13 protein-coding genes are annotated in these 20,370 nt (G+C 45.8%); 3 read left to right on the forward strand and 10 right to left on the reverse strand.

The window, feature by feature from the left end; genetic code table 11:
• Window positions 1–64 precede the first annotated feature (64 nt).
• The 10 genes from SJY39_RS14545 to SJY39_RS14590 form a co-directional block, all read right to left on the reverse strand.
• Complete coding sequence (locus tag SJY39_RS14545; RefSeq protein ID WP_010432646.1) at window positions 65–1,156, reverse strand: ABC transporter ATP-binding protein; 1,092 nt, start codon at window positions 1,154–1,156, stop codon at window positions 65–67.
• Window positions 1,156–2,505: a GH1 family beta-glucosidase gene (locus SJY39_RS14550; RefSeq protein WP_016787530.1), complete on the reverse strand. Its 1,350-nt coding sequence runs from the start codon at window positions 2,503–2,505 to the stop codon at window positions 1,156–1,158. The genes SJY39_RS14545 and SJY39_RS14550 overlap by 1 nt, the downstream gene beginning before the upstream one ends.
• A 17-nt stretch (window positions 2,506–2,522) precedes the next feature.
• Entirely contained in the window at window positions 2,523–3,371 is an 849-nt protein-coding gene (locus SJY39_RS14555) for a carbohydrate ABC transporter permease (RefSeq protein WP_016766938.1), read from the reverse strand.
• A gap of 46 nt (window positions 3,372–3,417) precedes the next feature.
• Window positions 3,418–4,404, reverse strand: a complete 987-nt coding sequence (locus SJY39_RS14560) for a carbohydrate ABC transporter permease (protein ID WP_010432637.1) — start codon at window positions 4,402–4,404, stop codon at window positions 3,418–3,420.
• A gap of 67 nt (window positions 4,405–4,471) precedes the next feature.
• Window positions 4,472–5,719 (reverse strand): ABC transporter substrate-binding protein, encoded by a 1,248-nt coding sequence (locus SJY39_RS14565; protein WP_010432635.1) that lies wholly within the window; start codon window positions 5,717–5,719, stop codon window positions 4,472–4,474.
• 18 nt (window positions 5,720–5,737) lie between these two features.
• Window positions 5,738–6,745, reverse strand: coding sequence for a LacI family DNA-binding transcriptional regulator (locus tag SJY39_RS14570; RefSeq protein ID WP_010432632.1), 1,008 nt, complete (start codon window positions 6,743–6,745; stop codon window positions 5,738–5,740).
• A gap of 434 nt (window positions 6,746–7,179) precedes the next feature.
• The gene (locus SJY39_RS14575) at window positions 7,180–9,198 is read right to left on the reverse strand and encodes a methyl-accepting chemotaxis protein (protein ID WP_016793166.1); all 2,019 of its coding nucleotides are present in this window, start codon (window positions 9,196–9,198) and stop codon (window positions 7,180–7,182) included.
• 230 nt (window positions 9,199–9,428) lie between these two features.
• The gene (locus SJY39_RS14580) at window positions 9,429–10,712 is read right to left on the reverse strand and encodes a carbohydrate porin (RefSeq protein ID WP_010432626.1); all 1,284 of its coding nucleotides are present in this window, start codon (window positions 10,710–10,712) and stop codon (window positions 9,429–9,431) included.
• 374 nt (window positions 10,713–11,086) lie between these two features.
• On the reverse strand, window positions 11,087–13,147 hold the full coding sequence (locus tag SJY39_RS14585; protein ID WP_016793165.1) for a prolyl oligopeptidase family protein: 2,061 nt from the start codon (window positions 13,145–13,147) through the stop codon (window positions 11,087–11,089).
• Between the two features lie 11 nt (window positions 13,148–13,158).
• Window positions 13,159–14,076 (reverse strand): LysR family transcriptional regulator, encoded by a 918-nt coding sequence (locus tag SJY39_RS14590; RefSeq protein WP_016766934.1) that lies wholly within the window; start codon window positions 14,074–14,076, stop codon window positions 13,159–13,161.
• 247 nt (window positions 14,077–14,323) lie between these two features.
• Between SJY39_RS14590 and SJY39_RS14595 the strand changes: the two genes are divergently transcribed.
• The 3 genes from SJY39_RS14595 to SJY39_RS14605 all read left to right on the forward strand — a co-directional run bounded on the left by SJY39_RS14595 (window position 14,324) and on the right by SJY39_RS14605 (window position 20,359).
• The gene (locus tag SJY39_RS14595; RefSeq protein ID WP_010432612.1) at window positions 14,324–16,015 is read left to right on the forward strand and encodes an L-lactate permease; all 1,692 of its coding nucleotides are present in this window, start codon (window positions 14,324–14,326) and stop codon (window positions 16,013–16,015) included.
• 205 nt (window positions 16,016–16,220) lie between these two features.
• Complete coding sequence (gene lldD, locus SJY39_RS14600; protein ID WP_016793164.1) at window positions 16,221–17,360, forward strand: FMN-dependent L-lactate dehydrogenase LldD; 1,140 nt, start codon at window positions 16,221–16,223, stop codon at window positions 17,358–17,360.
• 143 nt (window positions 17,361–17,503) lie between these two features.
• Entirely contained in the window at window positions 17,504–20,359 is a 2,856-nt protein-coding gene (locus SJY39_RS14605; RefSeq protein ID WP_016793163.1) for an FAD-binding and (Fe-S)-binding domain-containing protein, read from the forward strand.
• The last annotated feature ends 11 nt before the right edge of the window (window positions 20,360–20,370 follow it).

Below are 20,370 nucleotides of genomic sequence, written 5' to 3' on the forward strand. Positions count from 1 at the left end.
TATCAGCTCGATGGCTGACTGAACCATTTGAATCTGTTGTCTCGAACTCGCTTTATTTAACGAACTAGCTCGCTAGCGAGTTTTCGCTTAGCGCGTCAAACAGGTGGAATGCATCCAAGTCCAAGTAAAGTGTCAGTTCTTTCACGTCTACTTCAGCCGCTTGAGTTTCAACCATTAACGGTTGACCGCCGATTTCTGTTTTCAGAAGAATGCTTGCGCCCAGTAATTCCTTGTCTTTTATTTTCACAGGGAATGGCAGTACGCGATCGTGGTCCACTTGCTCAGCACGTAGGTGAATGTCTGTTGGACGAACACCAAAATGCAGCGCTAGGTTTTTCGACGCCAAAGATTTGAATCGCTCAGGCAGTGGAATTTTTACATCGCCAAGTTCTACGAAGTACTCACCTTCTGTTTCAGTCAATTTCGCTTCCAGCATATTCATTGATGGGTTACCAATGAATTGCGCGACAAACTTGTTAGCAGGGCGTTGGAACACCTCAGTTGGCGTACCGACTTGTGCCACATAACCATCTTTTAGAATCACGATGCGATCGGCCAGCGTCATTGCTTCGATCTGATCATGGGTTACGTAGATCGTTGTGGTTTTTAGTTCACGATGTAGGTGTTTGATCTCTTCACGCATCACGCCACGCAGTTTTGCATCAAGGTTAGATAACGGCTCATCAAACAAGAAAACCTTAGGCGTACGAACCATCGCACGGCCCATCGCAACACGCTGACGTTGACCACCAGAAAGCTCTTTCGGCTTACGGCTCAGTAACGGATCAAGTTCAAGCATTTTTGCTGCTTTCAGTACTTCTACGTCGATTTCTGCTTTCGGCATGCCTTTCAGTTTTAGTGCAAAGGCGATGTTCTCATAAACCGTCATGTGTGGGTAAAGCGCGTAGCTTTGGAATACCATCGCTAAGTCACGATCTTTCGCGTCGACTTTATTCATCAGCTTACCGCCAACGACGATGTCGCCAGAGCTGATGCTCTCTAGGCCAGCAAGCATACGTAGCGTAGTCGATTTACCACAGCCAGATGGGCCAAGGAAAACAACGAATTCACCGTCTTCAACCGTAAAATCAAACTCTTTTACAACTTCAACGTCGCCAAATGATTTTTTGATGTTCTTAAATTCAACTTTAGCCATTACTTGTTCTCCTCAGCGCGCTCTAGAAGCATATTTTGGTATGCGATAGCACTCTGTTTTAATGTTCTTTTTTGGGTTTGGTAATCAACGTGGATAATGCCGAAACGTTGGCAGTAGCCGAACGCCCATTCAAAGTTGTCCATTAGGCTCCAGGCGAAGTAACCATCGACTCGCACGCCCGCTTCTACTGCGTTATGCACCGCTTCGATATGACCTTGGAAATAACGAACTCGTTGCTCATCCATCACTTGTCCGTTAACACATTCGTCGTTACCTGCTGCGCCGTTCTCTGTGATGTAGATAGGCGGCATATTTTCGTAACGATCATCCAGTCTTATCAATAAATCGGTTAAACCTTGCGGGTTGATTTCCCAACCAATATAGGTGTGCTCAGCATCGGTTTGTTTTACAGACTCAATATCACCGTTTTCATTGAAACGAGCGACGTTGCGTGTGTAGTAGTTGATACCGATGTAATCCACTGGTGCACTGATGATGTCGAGATCGCCTTCTAAAATCATCGGCATGTTCATCGCTTGGCGTTCAACCACTAACTGTGGGTATTCACCTTTCAATACTGGGTCAATAAACCAGTGAAAGTTTTCCGCTTCACAATAATCCGCAGCACCTTGGTCTTGCGGCGTTAATGGGTAAGCTGGTGTCGCATTGAATACCACACCATGCTTAGCGTGAGGTGCATTCTTTCTAAGAATCGGCATTGCCAGACCATGTGCCAACATTAGATGGTGAGACGCTAAGTAGCCCTCTTTTTCACCCTTGATACCTGGCGCGTGTTCGCCCCAGCGGTAACCAAGGAATGCAGAGACAAACGGTTCGTTCAGCGTAGTGTAAACGTCAATTTTGTTACCAAAATAGTCACTTACGGCTTCTGCGTATTCTGCGAATTTGTAAGACGTTTCTCGGTTTAGCCAGCCACCCTTATCTTCAAGGTATTGCGGAAGATCCCAGTGATACAGCGTCACATACACCTTCATTCCACGAGCATGGCACTCATCAATAATTTGCTCGTAAAACTCTAGACCTTGCTGATTCACTACACCGTCTTGCGGCAGGATGCGCGGCCATGCAATAGAGAGACGGTATGCATCAACACCTAAGCCTTGAATCATCTCGATATCTTGTTTCCACAAATGGTAGTGATCACACGCCACGTCACCATTGTCTCCGTTATCAACCTTACCCGGCTTTTTGCAGAACGTGTCCCAGATAGACGGTGTGCGACCGCCCTCTGCTACGCCGCCTTCAATTTGGTATGAAGATGTCGCGACACCGAATACAAATTCCTTACTGCGTAACTTTGAATCACTTGGAAGTTGAAATTTATTCATTGTTATAACCCTTAAACCTAACCTTTAACTGCGCCGGACGTTAACCCACTGATCATCTGTTTTGATGCGAACAAGTAAGTAATCACGAGCGGTAAAATAGAAATTGTGGTGCCTAGCATTACCGCGCCCCATGGCGTATTCGGAATACCTTGAACACTTCGAAGTGCTTGCGTAATAACATAGTTATCTGGGTTGTTGAGCACCACGAGAGGCTGCATAAACATGTTCCAGAAGAAAACGAACTGAACGATAGCCAATGTTGCGAGTGCAGGCTTCATCAGTGGCAGTACCACGCTCCAGTACGTTCTAAACTCACCAGCGCCATCCAGTTTCGCCGCTTCAAGTAGCTCTTTTGGAATCGATGCAATCACGTGCTGACGCATGAGGAAGATACCAAATGGTGTGGTGGTGAACGGTAGCCATACCGCCATGTGGTTATCCAACAAGCCTAAGAATTTCACGATCATGAAGTAAGGGATCAAGCTAAGCACCGGCGGAATCGCCATCGAGCCAACCAACATGCCAAACAGCACGTTTTTTCCGCGGAACTTAAACACTGCAAACGCGTAACCACCCATGCTACAGAACAGCAGAGAGATAGTTGTGCCTAGGAAGGCCACGTAAATAGAGTTAAACATCGCCTTCCAAAACGGCATGATTTCCAGCAGCTTTGCGTAGTTAACCGCTAAGCTATCGCCAATGGCAAAACTGATGCCCGAGCCAAAAATTTCTGAACGATCACGTGTTGAAAGCAAGGCTGACCACACGAACGGGAATACCGTAATAATCGCTGAAACAACCAGTAATATGCCGAGCATAACCATCAAGATCTTAGTCATGATGTACATGCTGCGTTCGCTTGGCATTAGGCCACTTAGTGGTGAGGTATTTGTCTTAATCGATGTCGACATATTAATGTTCCCCTAAGCCTTTCTTACCGAAGAATATAAATTGAACCAAGGTACACGTTGCGATGAGAGCGAATAGCAGCCAAGAGATTGCTGACGCTGTACCCATTTCTAACCATTCCCAACCCACTTTGTAGAGGTACATCGAAATGGTTAAACCAGATTGACCTGTACCACCCGTACCACGTGTTAAAACGAACGGTTCTTCAAACATCTGCAAGTTGCCGATGATGGTCATTGTGATAGCGAAGAAGATAAACGGACGAATCATAGGCAGTGAGATATTCCAGAAGCGGCGGAAAGCATTAGCGCCATCCATACGAGCTGCTTCTAAAATGTCTTTCGGAATCGTCATCAAACCTGTGGTGTACAGAACAATGTTAAAACCTGTGTATTTCCAAAACACCATGATTGCGATTGACGGTTTCACCATAGTGGCATCGTCTAGCCAGCGGATTGGTTGGAAATCGTTAACCCAAGCGAATGCCCAGCCAAACAGTGTGCTATCTGCGAGAGCCATTAGCGTTTGGTTGATTATTCCTGAGTTAGGAGAGTACATGTTGAAGAAAATCAGTGACGCTGCGACCGTTGATGTAATGAACGGAAGAAAGTACGCCGATGTTAGCCAGTGACGCATACGGTCACCCATTGAAACCAGCATGTAAGCCACTGGAATTGCAACCAAGTGTTGAGCCACACCTGACGTAACCGCTAGCCACAATGTGTTCTTCAACGAACGCCATAACCATGGGTCAGTCAATGCAATGTGATAGTTCTCAAAACCAACGAACTCCATCGCATCCATGCCTCTTACCGGGTTCCACTCGTGGAACGACAGATAAACAGAGAACAACAGCGGGAAGATCCCAAATACAGAAAAAATGATCAGAAACGGCAGAAGAAATCCATACGGTGAAAGCGCTTTCAAATTTAGGCGAGAAAAAAAGCTTTGCTCCGAAGGTTCTATCGTTGTGCTCGCTGTATGATTCATAGTAACGACCTCTTAGAAAAGGAAGCGCGTTATCCACGCTTCCTCACTTACTTAAAAAAAGAACAAATTAAAGATTACGGGTACGACGTTTGATTAGACGCTCAGCCTCTTTAAGCGCTGTTTCGATGTCTTTACCTTCATCAAGTACTTCCATCAATGCGTTCTCTAAAATAATAGAACGTGCAACGTGATCGCCTTGCGCTGGAGATACTGGCTTAATATTCTGTGCGACTTCAGCAAAGATAAGACGAGCTTTTTGTCCGCCTAGGAACTCCACTTCTTCTTGGAACAATTCATCGTCATATGTCGTTACGTTCGCCGGGAAAGCAGCAATCGTTTCGAAGTGCTTAAGCTGAACTTCACGCTCAGTCGTCATGTATTTAATAAGAGCCCACGCTTCATCAGGATTCTCTGATTGCGTTGGAATAGAAAGGAATGAACCACCCCAGCTGCCGTAGATGCCATCAGGTAGGTTTTCTACTGCCCACTTACCTTTAGTTTCAGGAGCAATCCAGTTATTTAGGTGACCAAGAAGCCAAGCGCCAGAAAGTTGAGTTGCAAACGTGCCGTTGCGGAAGCCTTCGTACCATTCGTTAGACCAAGCCAGAATACGACCGTCTAAGCCTTTGTCGCGAATCTCTTTCGCTACTTCAAAAGCGTGAACGAAACGTTCTGATGTCACAACTGGGTTGCCATCTTTATCGAAGTAAAGACCTTCACCTTCAGGAACGGTCGTGAAGATAATCGCTTGTGCTACATCAGCCGCTGAAGCAATCAGTTGTACATTTTGCTCTTTCAGCTTTTCACCAGCAGCAATGTATGAATCCCAATCTTTGATTGCTTCTTCTACATCAATACCCGCTTTTTCAAATACGTCAGTGCGGTAGTACATCACACCAGGGCCAAGGTCGACCGGAATGCCGTACATGTTGCCATCAGCGCCTTTGCCTTGTGCCCATGCGTAAGGTGCGAATCGTTCTTCGTACTTATCTGCACCGTAGTTTTCAGACAGGTTAACTAGGCCGCCAGAGCCAACGAATGGACCGATTTTTTCTACATCCACTACGATCACGTCACCCGCTCCAGAGCCGGTTGCTAAGTTTGTGGTTAACTTAGTGTGGTGGTCACCATGGTTATTCATTAGGTAATCGACTTTGATACCCGTTTCCTTTTCGAAATCAGGCAGCAATACCTTTAGGCTGCTATCAAAATCAGGGAAACCGTCAAAACGAATTTCTTTGTCAGCGGCATTCACAGCTGTTGTACCTAATCCTAAAGCAACCGCGCATGAAAGCGCTAAGGTCTTAAATTTCATGTTCTATCCTTAATGTTTTTATAGGGTAACTGGTAAATCCAATACCGAGTTTCTAGTGACCAACGTCGGCAGCAATTTAAAGTTCACGTCATGTTTTATTTTTTTTAGCTTTTGTAGAGTGAGCTGCACTGCTTCAATGCTCATCTCTTCAATGGGGAAGTTAATGGTGGTCAAACTAGGGGTCAGATAACGCGCGAAGATGGTGTTATCAAAGCCCACCAGTGAGACGTCCTTCGGAACAGACAATCCCTCCTGATGTAAGACTTCGAATGCGCCAAATGCCATGTGATCGTTTGAAGCAAATACGGCCGTGAACCGACACTTGCGGTTGATCAACTTCTTCATAGCGCTGATACCAGTCTCTTCGGTAAACCCCGCCTCTGAGACCAAAGCTTCATCGTATGGCACACCCGCTTCTTCCAAAGCCTTTCGATAACCTTGCAAACGCCCCCTAGCATCTGCTTTATCTAAAGGCCCGGTAATACACGCGATATCTGTATGTCCCTTTTGCAAAAGATATTGAGTAGCGAGTAGCCCCCCGACTTCGTTATCAATGTCTATGCAACTCATCGCCATTTCTGGGATGAAGCGGTTAATCAAAACCACAGGGGTCCCCTGTTCTTCCAATTCAATTAAATAGTCATCACTCAGCAGTTGAGTATGAAGAATCAAAGCATCAACTCGACGCCCCAATAAAAACTCTACAGACTCGCGCTGCCCTTGCTCAGTGTTAGAACCCGCCGTGACGACAGCGTGGTAACCAAAGCGGCGTAAGTTCTCTTCTATACAATGCAAAATGCCTGAATAGAACGAACCGCCAAGTTCTGGAACAACAACACCAACACTACCTGTACGACTTGAAGCCAAGGCTTGAGCGATGGAGTTCGGACGATACCCCAACTCTTTGATCGCTTTTTCAACCTTTAGCTTCTTGTCATGACTGACTCTACTGGTGCCATTAATAACTCTAGACACTGTCGCCTGAGACACACCTGCATGTTCTGATACGTGTTTAATTGTCGCCACTCGAACCTCGATACTTCATTAGCTTGTAACCGCTTACAAAACGATTATTAAGAAAATACGTTTTAGTTGAAGTGAGTGTCATCACACTAAACCCGGCGCTAAAAAGGCCAGTTATGGAAATCATGAAAGCGCTTACATATTCCCTTCATACCATGAAACTGTTTCATGAGATTATGGCTAAAGCAATAAGAACGCTGTTCTATTATTAATGCGTAAACTCAAAAAATCCGTCTAGGTCCCCCTTTTTTTGAAAGCACTATTTGGTGCAGCCCCCACAGCAGACGGTAATATACGGAACAAAATTGACCTTATTGTTTCAAGGGCAATACGAAATTGTATGAGAACATTTCACTCCTTCTGTAATTCACGTACCCAGAGACAAAAAGCCCAGCATAAGGCTGGGCGCGAAATCTCCGATAAACTCGATGTTGTGACTAATCCTTGTGACTTGGATGCTCCGCTAACTTAAATTCCTGCGTTAACGAGAATTGCTCTTGAGACATCACTTCAAGCTGTTGGCCATGTGAGAAAAGTACCTGAGATCGCTCGGAGTTCTCTTCTGCCAACATATGTATCTGACTGATATTTTGCGTGACTTGAGAAGCCACAACCTGATGTTCTGTGGTCGCGGTAGCGATCTGATGGCTTCTTTGTTCGACTTCATTGAGAAGACCAAACACCTTAGAGATTGAGTGGTTGACCTCCCCAGTTTGTGCTACGCATTGAACCATACCCACCACACATTGATTGATTTGTTCAACGGCTAGCTTAGAACTGGTTTGCAGTTGTTCAATTTTATGGTGAATCTCTTGAGTCGATGCGTTGGTTTTCGCAGCCAATACTCGAACTTCATCGGCAACCACAGAAAAGCCTCTTCCTTGCTCTCCTGCTCGTGCCGCTTCAATGGCCGCGTTAAGTGCCAATAGATTCGTTTGCTCTGATATCCCCGATATCACATCGAGAATCGAACCAATGCTAGCACTCTCTTTTTCCAGCTGAGCAATAGTCACTGTCGATTCAGCCAGTTGACTTTCTAAACCACTCATCATCTCAACGCTTTTATCCATGGTCTTTTGACCATCACTTGAACTGGACACCGCTTCGGTCACTAGGGTTAAAGTTTGATTGGCCGCTTGGGTTATTTCCGTTACAGAACACTCAATTTGCTCCATCGCAGTTGCCACCATCACAGTTTGATTGGTCTGGTCTTGCATCGCTTCACGCAGTGAACGACTAGTGCTTTGGTTCTCCAAGGAAGCTTGCTGTAAATGCATCGACGAATTACGCATGTTCTCAATCATTTGAGCTAGATGGCTAATCACCAAATTAACTTTGTCACTGACTGAACCAAATTCATTGCTTGATCGATACTCAACCCTAGAGCTCAGATCCTTATTGGCGACTTGGTCTAAAGCACTTTGCACAAGTTTACTTGGCTTACGGATCCCTTTGGCAATGTTCAACCCGATCAACATAGCAACGAAAACCGATGATGCCGAGATGATGAATTGCATCAAAAGCGCCTGATTAGACGAATCTATCGACTCTTGATATAAACGTGTCGCGGTGTTTTCCGCGTACATAGAAAGCTCATCGAAATGAGCTAACTGAACGTCAATTAGCTGTTCTATATCCACTCTTTGTTGCGCGATAACCTCATGTCTTTTTACAGTCTCCATGTGGGTTGCAACTGAGCCTTGCTCAGAAAAGGCATGCAAAGCGAGTAACGACAAAGACTGTTTGCTACGTCGCATCAAAACTGGATTTAATGCCTCTAGGTCAGTGATCGCTTCTTCAAATCGTTCTTTACGACTGTGCAGACGGCGTTCGATACTACGAACCTCAGATGAGGTTTGCAGCGAAAAGGCCTCATTTGCTTCTGCGGCAATCAAACTCAATTGCACCAACAAGGCTTCGACTGCTTTTTGCGTGTTCTCCGAATCCGCACTCGCTAATTGATTCACTAAGCTGTTATTAAGCTGCCCCACGACAGACTGGAATTGCTCTTGTTTCATCGAGCCAAGGTCTTTGCCATCCAAATACGATACATAGAGATTCAAAACTTGTTCGATCTTCTCGAACGTAGACTCTCCCGTTTCATTAATTTTATTGAGCATGGATTCAATTGGTGAACCGGCTGCGTCCTTGCCTTCAAACCAATTTAATTGCTGCTGATACAGGTTGATATTATTCAAAATGGTTTGCTTTAATGGCTCGAGTTCATCAATGTAATTGGCGGATAAATAGGGAATCGAGCTGCGATTAATGTCCAAGAATCCAATAGTAAGTGCCGACGATTGAAGCATTAGTGGAGTGGCTTGCTGTGTGATATTTTCAATTCGAGTTGTGATGTTCTTATTGCTACTGATACTTAGCCACGCAGAGGCTAACATAATTGCGATCAGTACAAAAAAACCCAGATAAACTCGAGACACAATGGAAGAAAGTCTCATAGTTATTCCTTGAGCTAGTGGCGAAAAAAAAGGGCACAAAAATGTGCCCAAGAATGGAGTTAATTGAAACGTGCCCTAATCAATCTGCCTTTAGGGCTAAAATGGACAGTATTACTTACTCTTTAAAAGCATAGGTATTTCAACGTATGCTCTTAATAAGCATGGATATTTGAAAGCATCGCTCTTTGAAAATATGCCTAATTCAAAGAGCTGCTGTTTCTAGCTTGTGATTACCACCAAGCTTCAAACATTGCACCGAATGCAAGTGTATCTGCAGTAACCGTTTCAGTTGTGCCTTTAGTCTCCACATCACCCACTGTTGTGTAGAAACGTAGCATTGGACGACTCCAAGGTAGACCACCAAGTGATACGTTTTGAGATAGCGTGACTTTCCAACCGTTTTTCTCAGAACCATCATCACGATCTTCCATCGCGTAGCCCGCTTCTAACCATGTAGAATGCGTGTCATCCCATTGATACTGTGGACGAACTATACCAGCGTATTCGCTCTGCTCTGTTGCATCGTCACCAGAGATATCTTTGTACGATATAAGGTAATCAATAATGAATTGATCGCTCGTTGCGTAGTTACCTTCTAAACTTACATAGATAACTTGCTTATCGCCCGCTAACTCAAATACTGAGTTATCAGCACCGTCAGCGTATTTAGCAACTAACTTGTTGGAATCACCTAAGCCAAGAGTTGCACCGATTTGCCATGCATTTTCATCGCTTACTTTATTCCCGATAGTATCGGCTTCTTCAGACGCGAAACCATAGTTAGCATACAAATCTAGGTTGCCAATACCAGCATTGATGCCGTGAAGTTTCGACGTAATACCATAACGGCCTGAATCATTACCTAGAGCACCGTCTTCGCTATCAACCGCACCAACAAAACCCATGTCTAGCTTAATGCCACCAAGGTTTAAGTTGTTAAAGCCCGCACCTTGACCATCGTGAGACATCCAGAAGTAATCGTTCAAACCTTGTTGTGGACGCTGATGGAAATCACGACCAGCCCATGCGTATAGCTCAGGTTGGCTCTCAACGAAATTAGTGACACCAGCGTACATTTTCTTCAAGTTTACGCCGCCAGAAGAACCCCACTGATCGTTGTTCCAATCATCAAGCATGAGCACTACGTCCCACTTCGCACCGCTATCTGCTTGGAAAATTTTTCCTAATTGAAACTCACCGCCGTTGGCTTCGTTACCTAAACGACCAAGAGAGCGGCCTGAGCTACCAACTTCAACATAGCGATTGTCTCCATCCGAGTAATGTGCGCCGTAACGAGCGTAACCAGAGAATACAATCCCTTCTGGCACTTTCGTGTCTGGAGTCAAAACTGCTGGCTGTTGATCGTTCACATAATCAATTTCTACAACCTTAGATTCTAACTCTTGAATTCGTTTTTCTAATGCTTCGATATCAGTATCAGCAGCAAAAGAAGAGAGTGAAGCAAGCGATGCCGCCACTGCGACTGTTATTGGCAAAAGCTTAAATTTTTGCATTTTATTTCCCTATTATTTTTTTGAGTTTTCATCGGACAGGGAAATATTAAGCAATGAAAGCGTTGAAAAGTTAGTTGCTGTTCACACTGATAAATCAGCCCAAATGCCATGAAACTTTTAGAGTTATCACCAGATATAGTTATCTATTTACAATCAGGTAGATAGACGTAGAAATTCGCAATAATACAGCTTGAAATCGCTTTCATTTCATCAGTAATGGTGGCCACTATCACGAAAAAGGGTGTGGTAAAGAGATAAGAACAGGGTGCAATTTTGATTGATTTTCATATATATGAAAGCCTTCAAAATCTAAGGTAGATTTTGAGGGCTTTTGGTCTGAGTCAAATACCTAATTATCTAAGATCAAGTATTCGCTAAAGTGAATCTATGGACTCTATTCCCATATTGAACAGAGTAAATGCATAAATATCAGTAGTGAGATCGATCGCTTTACTCAGCGGCATTCCGGAACCATGGCCTGCATTGACATCAATACGAATCATGACGGGCGCACTGCCTTTATGCTTATCTTGCAATTCAGCAATAAACTTATAAGAGTGCGCTGGTACTACGCGGTCGTCGTGATCTGCGGTCGTCACCAGAGTCGCTGGATAGTCTGTGCCATGTACTACATTGTGAACGGGTGAGTAACCAAGCAAGTATTCAAACATCTCTTTGTTTTGCGCTGATGTACCGTAGTCGTACGCCCAGCCTTCACCAGACGTGAAGGTGTGGTAACGCAGCATATCTAGCACCCCAACAGCAGGCAGAGCCACTTGGAAAAGCTCAGGCCTTTGTGTCATACAAGCACCCACCAGCAAACCACCGTTAGAACCGCCGCGAATCGCCAGCTTGTCGCGGCTGGTGTACTTTTCTGCGATTAAGAACTCGGCTGCGGCAATGAAGTCGTCAAACACATTCTGCTTTTGCTGCTGAGTGCCAGCTTTGTGCCACACCTTGCCGTATTCGCCACCACCACGTAAGTTCGGCACTGCATACACACCTCCCAATTCCAACCAACTGCCCACCGTACCCGAGAAAGAAGGCGTTAGGCTCACGTTAAAGCCGCCATAGGCGTACAACATGGTTGGATTATTGCCATCTAACACCAATCCCTTCTTATAAGAGATAAGCATCGGAACCTTGGTGCCATCCTTCGAGGTATAGAAGACTTGTTTAGACTCAAATTGATCCGACTCAAACGGAGACTCAGAACGTTGGTAGATTTCAGAGCTTCCAGATTCGACATCGAAAGAGAAAATCGTTGGAGGCGTTACATAGTTGGTAAAGGTGTAATAAAGCTGAGTTTGCTCGTTTTTTCCACCTAAGCCACTGGCCGTTCCCAGCCCAGGCAAATGAATTTCACGAACTAGATTGCCTTGGTAATCTAGCTGCTCAATCTTAGACACCACATCCACCATGTAGTGAGCAAACAAGTAGCCACCACCCGTGCTGATATCCAATGGCTGTGGCTTTTCAGGGATGATTTCGAGCCATTTCCCATCGCGAGTATCAAAGCTCACCACCTTGCCATTAGGCGCATCAAGATTGGTGTATAGAATGAAGGTCTCATCTTGGTTATCGATGAGATAAGTGTCGCTATCAACATGATCAATCAACGTGTTCAGTGATTGTTCCTGTGAGTTTAAATCGATATAGAACAGGCGATTTCCCGACGTCGACTCTTGCCCTAGAATGATCAAATAGCGGTCGTCTTCGGTGGTGTAACCCGAAACATAGCGATGTCGCTCAGTACTATTTTCACCAAAAATCACTTTGTCGCTGGCTTGCTCGGTACCCAATTCATGAAAATACAGCTTATGTTGATCAGTACGAGCTGAAAGCTGACTACCGTCTGGTTTATCGTAGCTAGAGTAATAAAAGCCACGATTACCCAACCAAGAAATACCGGTAAATTTAGCGTCTGTGATTTCGGCTTCAAGCTGCTTTTTAGTCTCGGTATCAATCACAAAGATCTTACGCCAGTCACTACCACCCTCTGAAATGCTGTACGCCACTAGGCTGTAATCTTTAGAAAACGACACCGAACCCAGAGATGTAGTGCCATCTTCCGAGAAAGTGTTCGGATCTAGGAATACTTCCATCGGCTGACCTTCTTTCTGACGATAGAGAATACTGTGATTCTGCAAGCCATCGTTCTTATAGAAGTAGGTGTAATCTCCTCGTACAAACGGCTGCGAGCTCTTTTTATAGTCTTGCGCTTTCGCCAGCCTTTCTCGCAGTTCAGCGCGATACGGAATTTGAGCAAGGTAATCGAACGTGATTTCATTTTGACTCTCCACCCATTGGGCGGTTTCATCACTTCTGTCGTCTTCTAACCAACGATACGGGTCTTCGATTATCTGGCTAAAATAGTCATCGCTGACGATCTGTTTGTTGGTGATTGGATATTGATACTCTTTTAAATAGCTCATCGTGATCCTTATTAAAAATAATGTGAAATCGTCAGGTAACGTGTTCTGATGTGTTCAATCAATAACTTAATCTTGTTCGGTGGCTGGCGCGTAAAGGGGTACACCGCATAGATACCGAGCTTCTTGCCAACTAAATCTGGAAAGATATCCACCAACTGCCCATTTCTAATATCGTGATACACCAGACAACGCGGCACGTACGCAACACCATGACCGCCCAACGCGGCTTTACGCAGTGCTGTCGCGTTATCGGTAGAAAAAGAGCCTGAAACACGCACTATGTATTTGTCGTTATCAGTAAAGCCATCTTTACTATGTAGAAATTGCCACTCACTAGCGCCCGTTGTTTGATAAGCGTATTGCAGGCAGTTGTGATCCACCAAATCTTTGGGCTGCATCGGCTTACCGTTTTTGGCGATATAAGATGGAGAAGCACACACCACCCATTGCGAATCAAGGATATGACGAGCAATTAAACTGGAATCTTCCAAATAACCGGTTCGAATGACCAAGTCGAGACCATCCTCAACCAAATCGACAAAGCGATTGTTTAGAGACATATCGACCGTTAAACCTGGGTGCATATTACAAAACTCGGCAACAGCGTCTGCAAGAATCAAATCCCCCGAGATAGTAGGCACTGACATTTTGATATGACCACTAACATTTTCACCAAAGCCTGAAACTGCGTCCATAGCCTCTTGAGCCGCCTGCTTCACATTTTTGGCGCTATGTAGCATTGCCTTACCTGCCTCGGTAAGCGTCAATTTACGCGTGGTTCGATACAATAATTGCACGCCAATCTCTTCTTCCAAACGTGCAATTCTTTTACTAACTACCGAATTTGTAAGGTTATTTTGCTCTGCAACCTTACTAAAACTGCCCAATTCTACGACCTGTGAAAACAGGATCAAATCGTCTGCTCGCATCTGATTATGCCAATTTTGGAATTAATTATTTTCATTATTTCCCTATATCAATAAAAAATAAAGGGGTAAATTCACGCCAAATTAACAAAACAATTACAAAAACAGCTTTTGCAATCACATCGATTACAAATAAAGCGACTCTAATTACAACAACTGAATCCTCGAGATTCAGATTACACCTACAAAACTAATAACGTGTTATTCACTTCAAACATGAACGTTTGAAAACAAGTACGAGGAAGTACCCATGAGTGAAACCCTACTAGCTCTATTGGCCTTTTCGCCAATAGTTGTTGCAGCGATTCTGCTGGTTGGCCTTAACTGGCCAGCAAAAAAAGCGATGCCAGTGGCATTTGCATTAACCGTTGCTATCGCCCTATTTGCTTGGGATATGTCTAGCACTCGCGTGTTAGCTTCAGTATTCCAAGGCTTCGGCATAACCGTGTCGGTTCTCTGGATTGTGTTTGGCGCCATCTTCTTATTAAACACTTTGAAACACACCGGAGCTATCACCACCATCCGTAACGGCTTTACTGACATATCAGCAGACCGTCGTGTACAAGCGATCATCATCGCTTGGTGTTTTGGTTCATTCATTGAAGGTGCATCTGGCTTCGGTACACCCGCTGCAATCGCCGCTCCATTGTTGGTTGCCATCGGCTTCCCAGCATTAGCCGCGGTACTGATGGGTATGATGATTCAATCTACGCCAGTATCATTCGGCGCGGTTGGTACACCTATCATTGTTGGCGTAAACAAAGGTTTGGATACGCACAACATTGGTGAAAGCCTGATTGCAAATGGTTCAACATGGGACGCTTATCTACAGCAAATTACGTCAAGTGTAGCGATCATCCACGCCTGCGTTGGTGTGATGATTCCTGTATTGATGGCGATGATGCTGACTCGCTTCTTCGGTAAGAACAAGAGCTGGACTGAAGGTCTTGATATCCTACCGTTCGCACTGTTCGCAGGTGCCGCTTTCACCATTCCTTACGCATTAACAGGTGTTTTCCTTGGCGCTGAATTCCCATCACTAATTGGTGGTTTGGTTGGCCTTGCAATTGTTGTAACGGCAGCAAAACGTGGCTTCCTAGTACCTAAATCAAAATGGGATTTTGAAAGCGAAGATAAATGGCCAGCAGAATGGCTAGGTTCTTTGAAGATCGATTTAGACGACAACAAAGATCATAAAAAGATGAGCATGGCGATGGCATGGGCACCTTACGTGCTGCTCGCTGTCACTCTAGTTGCTAGCCGTGTGAGCCCTGAGTTCAAAGGCCTACTTAAGAGCGTTAGCCTTTCATTCAGCAACATCCTTGGCGAAACAGGCGTAAGTACAGCGATTCAGCCTCTGTATCTACCTGGCGGTATCTTGGTATTCGTGGCACTGGTTGCTGTTCTAATGCAATCACGCAGCACAACTCCACTGGCTAAAGCCTTTGGTGAATCGAGCAAGACTCTTATAGGCGCTGGGTTTGTGTTGGTGTTCACCATCCCAATGGTTCGTATCTTCATTAACTCTGGCGTGAACGGCGCTGATTTAGCCAGTATGCCGGTAACAACTGCAAACTTTGCAGCAGACCTAGTCGGCGGCGCATTCCCAGCGTTAAGCGCCACGGTCGGTGCGTTAGGTGCTTTCATTGCGGGTTCTAACACCGTTTCAAACATGATGTTTAGCCAGTTCCAATTCGAAGTAGCACAAACTCTGTCTATCTCTAGTGCTGTGGTTGTTGCTCTGCAAGCCGTTGGTGCAGCAGCAGGTAACATGATTGCGATTCACAACGTGGTAGCCGCATCGGCGACCGTAGGCTTGTTAGGACGCGAAGGCGCAACACTACGTAAGACTATCATCCCAACGTTCTACTACTTAGTAATGACAGGAATCATCGGCCTAGTGGTTATCTACGGCTTCAAAATGACAGACGCACTTATGTAAACCATAAGTCGTTACAAAAGCACTTGGCGTTAATACTCAATTCCCCGACTGCAACACCGTCTAATAAGACAGTTGATGAGTTTCGGAATGGATACTAAAACACATCAACACCCTCGGGTATTAACGCCACTTTATTAAGAATAACAAGCAGCCCAAGCCAAGCTCTCACAGAAGGGCAACATCCCAAGAATTTAGGACTGAAATTATGATCATATCCGCATCGACTGATTACCGCGCCGCAGCAAAAGCAAAATTACCACCGTTTCTTTTTCACTACATTGACGGCGGTTCTTACGGAGAACATACCCTACGCCGCAACACGGCCGATCTTGCAGAGATCGCGCTCAAGCAGCGTGTACTTAATGACATGTCGGACCTAAATTTAGAAACCGAATTGTTCGGCGAAAAGCTGGCGATGCCGATTGCATTAGCTCCGGTTGGCCTAACGGGTATGTACGCACGACGTGGCGAAGTCCAAGCAGCAAAAGCAGCCGACAACAAGGGCATCCCTTTTACGATGTCGACCGTATCGGTATGCCCAATCGAAGAAGTCGCACCTAAGATTGAACGCCCAATGTGGTTCCAGCTTTACGTGTTAAAAGATCGCGGCTTCATGAAGAACGTATTGGAACGTGCAAAAGCAGCTGGCGTGACAACACTGGTCTTTACGGTAGACATGCCTGTACCCGGCGCTCGCTACCGTGACATGCACTCAGGAATGAGTGGCCCAAATGCAGCAATACGCCGCGTATTTCAATCTATGCGTCATCCTAGCTGGGCCGTTGATGTTGGCCTGTTAGGTAAACCGCATGACCTTGGCAATATCTCTACTTACCGCGGCTCTCCAACCAAACTGGAAGACTACATCGGTTGGTTGGGTGACAACTTTGACCCGTCGATTTCATGGAAAGACTTAGAGTGGATCCGTGACTTCTGGGACGGCCCGATGGTCATCAAAGGCATTCTTGATGAAGAAGATGCAAAAGACGCCGTGAGATTTGGCGCAGACGGTATCGTAGTTTCAAACCACGGTGGTCGTCAGCTTGATGGCGTTCTATCAAGTGCTAAAGCATTACCTGCAATTGCAGATGCAGTAAAAGGCGACACGAAGATTCTGGTCGATTCTGGTATTCGTACTGGCTTAGATGTAGTTCGTATGATGGCGATGGGCGCAGACTGCACCCTACTTGGCCGTTCTTTCGTCTACGCATTAGCAGCACAAGGACAAGCAGGCGTTGAGAACCTACTTAATCTGTACGACAAAGAGATGCGCGTAGCCATGACACTGACGGGCGCAAAGACAATCAAAGACTTAACCCGTGAATCATTGGTAGGGCTAGATTAAGACGCCACGATTCTGATTTAGATTCAAACTAATGCTTTGGTCTACTTCGACTGAAGTTCAATCGGTGTCACAGCAATTCCACTGCCGTTGTGACACCGTTTAAAAACAAATCAGTGCCAAATAAGAAGCACAAGGAAGCAAAGATGGAGACAAACACATCTCATGAGCGAGTAATAGACGCACAAGCTTATCAGCAGCTTGAAGCGATACTGGCTCAAAAAATAGAAACGGAACGCATTGTCACGCAAGAGGCAAAGCGATTGGCTTACGGCACCGATGCGAGTTTTTATCGCTTGGTGCCGAAAATGGTTCTAAGGCTCAAAAACTTAGACGAAGTCATATTCACCATTCAAAGCTGTCGCGAGCTGGGCATTCATTTTACCTTTCGCGCCGCGGGCACTAGTCTTTCAGGGCAAGCCGTTTCAGACTCGGTACTCATCACTCTAACCGACGACTGGCGAGGCCACGAGATTGTCGATAACGGCAATCAGATCATTCTTCAGCCCGGTGTGATTGGCGCAGATGCCAACAAATACCTTGCCCCTTTCCAACGTAAAATCGGCCCAGATCCAGCTTCAATCAATACTTGTAAAATCGGTGGTATAGCGGCGAATAACGCCAGTGGCATGTGTTGTGGTACTGCGCAAAACTCTTATCGCACCGTCGAGAGCATGAAAATCGTATTGAGTGATGGTTCCCTACTTGATACAGCAGATAACGCCAGCGTCGAGGCGTTCAAGCAATCACACAAAGCGCTATTTGAAGGTATTGTTGATTTACACAGACAGACTAGCTCGAATCAAGAACTGGCAGACAGAATCCGCCACAAGTACCGCCTCAAAAATACCACTGGCTACGCGCTTAATGCATTGGTCGATTACCACGACCCAATTGAGATCATCAAACACCTGATGATTGGCTCAGAAGGCACGCTAGGCTTCATCGCAGAGATCACCTACAACACGGTTATCGAACACCCAAACAAAGCTTCGGCCCTGTTGGTGTTTGCCGACATCGAACAAGCAAGTAAAGCCGTTACTACGCTATCAAAAACACCCGTTGCTGCCGTTGAATTGATGGATGGCAGAGCACTGCGTTCAGTGGCTGATAAACCGGGTATGCCTGCATTTATGCCAAGCTTGGCTCTAGAAGCCGCGGCTATTTTGGTTGAATCACACGCCAGCTCCCAGCAGGACTTAGATTTACAATGTAAATCAATTTTGGACGCATTGACTGAATACACGATTGTTGAATCGGTGCCTTTCACTTCCGATCCAAAGACAGTCGCGACTCTGTGGGGCATTCGAAAAGGCATGTTCCCAGCAGTTGGCGCAGTGCGTGAAGTCGGTACGACCGTTATCATTGAAGACGTGGCTTTCCCTGTCGAAAACCTCGCTAATGGTATTCGAGAGCTGCAAGAGTTGTTCGACAAATACGACTACAGCGAAGCGATCATTTTTGGTCACGCCCTCGAAGGCAACCTGCACTTTGTGTTTACCCAAGGCTTCGATAGCCAAGAAGAGATCGACCGTTACGGCGGATTCATGGATGACGTTGCCGAGCTAGTCGCTGTGAAATACCAAGGCTCTTTGAAAGCGGAACACGGTACGGGCCGTAACATGGCACCTTATGTAGAATTGGAATGGGGCAAAGATGGCTATGCCTTAATGCAACAGATCAAAGCACTGTTCGATCCAGAAAGGCTACTCAACCCCGGCGTTATCATCAACGACAATCCAAATTCCCACATCACAGACCTAAAGCCGATGCCTGCAGCTGATGACCTTGTCGACCGCTGTATCGAATGTGGATTCTGTGAGCCTGTGTGTCCATCTCGTACGCTGACTCTATCACCTCGCCAACGTATTGTTTTATATCGCGAGCTACAACGCCGTCGTGCGGCAGGAGAAGAGATAGAAGCAAGCGAGCTAGAGAAGACGTTTGAATACCAAGGTATTGATACCTGCGCCGCAACAGGCCTGTGTGCCGAGCGTTGCCCTGTAGGCATCAACACTGGCGATTTAGTGAAGAAGCTTCGTATCGCTAAATATGAAAAGTTCACTCCAATTGCTAAGTGGACAGCAGATCACTTCTCGACCACCACCAAGCTGACCAAGGCTGGCCTCAAAACCAACCAAGTGGCGAGCAAAGTACTAGGCGCAAATACCGTCGGCAAGCTAACCAACGGCCTACGCTCAATGACTAAAGGCGCGACACCCGTTTGGATGCCAGAAATGCCGCAATCCAACAGCCACTTGCTCACAGCTTCACCAATAACAGCCGAAAAATCGAACAACGCGAAGAAAGTGGTTTACCTTCCTTCATGTGCCAGTCGAACCATGGGGCAACAGAGCGATGCGGGAGATCAACGTCCTCTTACTGAAGTGACCATGTCTTTACTCAACAAGGCGGGATTCGAGGTAATTCTTCCGAAGAAGCTCGATGACCAATGTTGTGGTATGCCTTACGACAGCAAAGGCATGACCAACCTCGCTCAATCTAAAGCTCAACAGTTAGAAGAAGTGTTGTGGCAAGCGAGTCGTCAGGGTGAATACCCCGTACTGATGGATACCAGTCCGTGCGCCAAACGCAGTATTGAGCAGTTCACCAAGCCATTAGAGGTGCTAGAACCAACAGGGTTTGTGAACCAATATTTGCTTGAACACCTGACACTTGAGCCACTGCAAGAAACCGTGATGCTGCATGTGACGTGTAGCTCTCGTCGAATGGGTTTGGAAGGCGCAATGCTGAACCTTGCTAAAGCGTGTACTGAAGAGGTGATTGTTCCTGAGCATATTCAATGTTGTGGTTGGGCGGGTGATAAAGGCTTTACTACGCCAGAGCTGAATGAAGCTGCTGTACACCCACTCAAAGAGCAAGTACCGAGCAACTGTACTCGTGGATTCAGTAACAGCCGAACTTGTGAGATCGGTTTGTCACATCACAGTGGTATTCCATATCAATCAATCTTGTACCTGGTTGACGAAGTCGCGCAATAGATCCACTCTCA

The organism is Vibrio sp. R78045, from assembly GCF_042466085.1.
GTDB lineage: Bacteria > Pseudomonadota > Gammaproteobacteria > Enterobacterales > Vibrionaceae > Vibrio > Vibrio cyclitrophicus.

Coding starts and splice junctions, on each gene's coding strand:
- SJY39_RS14545 (WP_010432646.1), bottom strand. CDS start 1,156: ATGGCTAAAGTTGAATTTAAGAACATCAAAAAATCATTTGGCGACGTT.
- SJY39_RS14550 (WP_016787530.1), bottom strand. CDS start 2,505: ATGAATAAATTTCAACTTCCAAGTGATTCAAAGTTACGCAGTAAGGAA.
- SJY39_RS14555 (WP_016766938.1), bottom strand. CDS start 3,371: ATGCCAAGCGAACGCAGCATGTACATCATGACTAAGATCTTGATGGTT.
- SJY39_RS14560 (WP_010432637.1), bottom strand. CDS start 4,404: ATGAATCATACAGCGAGCACAACGATAGAACCTTCGGAGCAAAGCTTT.
- SJY39_RS14565 (WP_010432635.1), bottom strand. CDS start 5,719: ATGAAATTTAAGACCTTAGCGCTTTCATGCGCGGTTGCTTTAGGATTA.
- SJY39_RS14575 (WP_016793166.1), bottom strand. CDS start 9,198: ATGAGACTTTCTTCCATTGTGTCTCGAGTTTATCTGGGTTTTTTTGTA.
- SJY39_RS14580 (WP_010432626.1), bottom strand. CDS start 10,712: ATGCAAAAATTTAAGCTTTTGCCAATAACAGTCGCAGTGGCGGCATCG.
- SJY39_RS14585 (WP_016793165.1), bottom strand. CDS start 13,147: ATGAGCTATTTAAAAGAGTATCAATATCCAATCACCAACAAACAGATC.
- SJY39_RS14590 (WP_016766934.1), bottom strand. CDS start 14,076: ATGCGAGCAGACGATTTGATCCTGTTTTCACAGGTCGTAGAATTGGGC.
- SJY39_RS14595 (WP_010432612.1), top strand. CDS start 14,324: ATGAGTGAAACCCTACTAGCTCTATTGGCCTTTTCGCCAATAGTTGTT.
- lldD (WP_016793164.1), top strand. CDS start 16,221: ATGATCATATCCGCATCGACTGATTACCGCGCCGCAGCAAAAGCAAAA.
- SJY39_RS14605 (WP_016793163.1), top strand. CDS start 17,504: ATGGAGACAAACACATCTCATGAGCGAGTAATAGACGCACAAGCTTAT.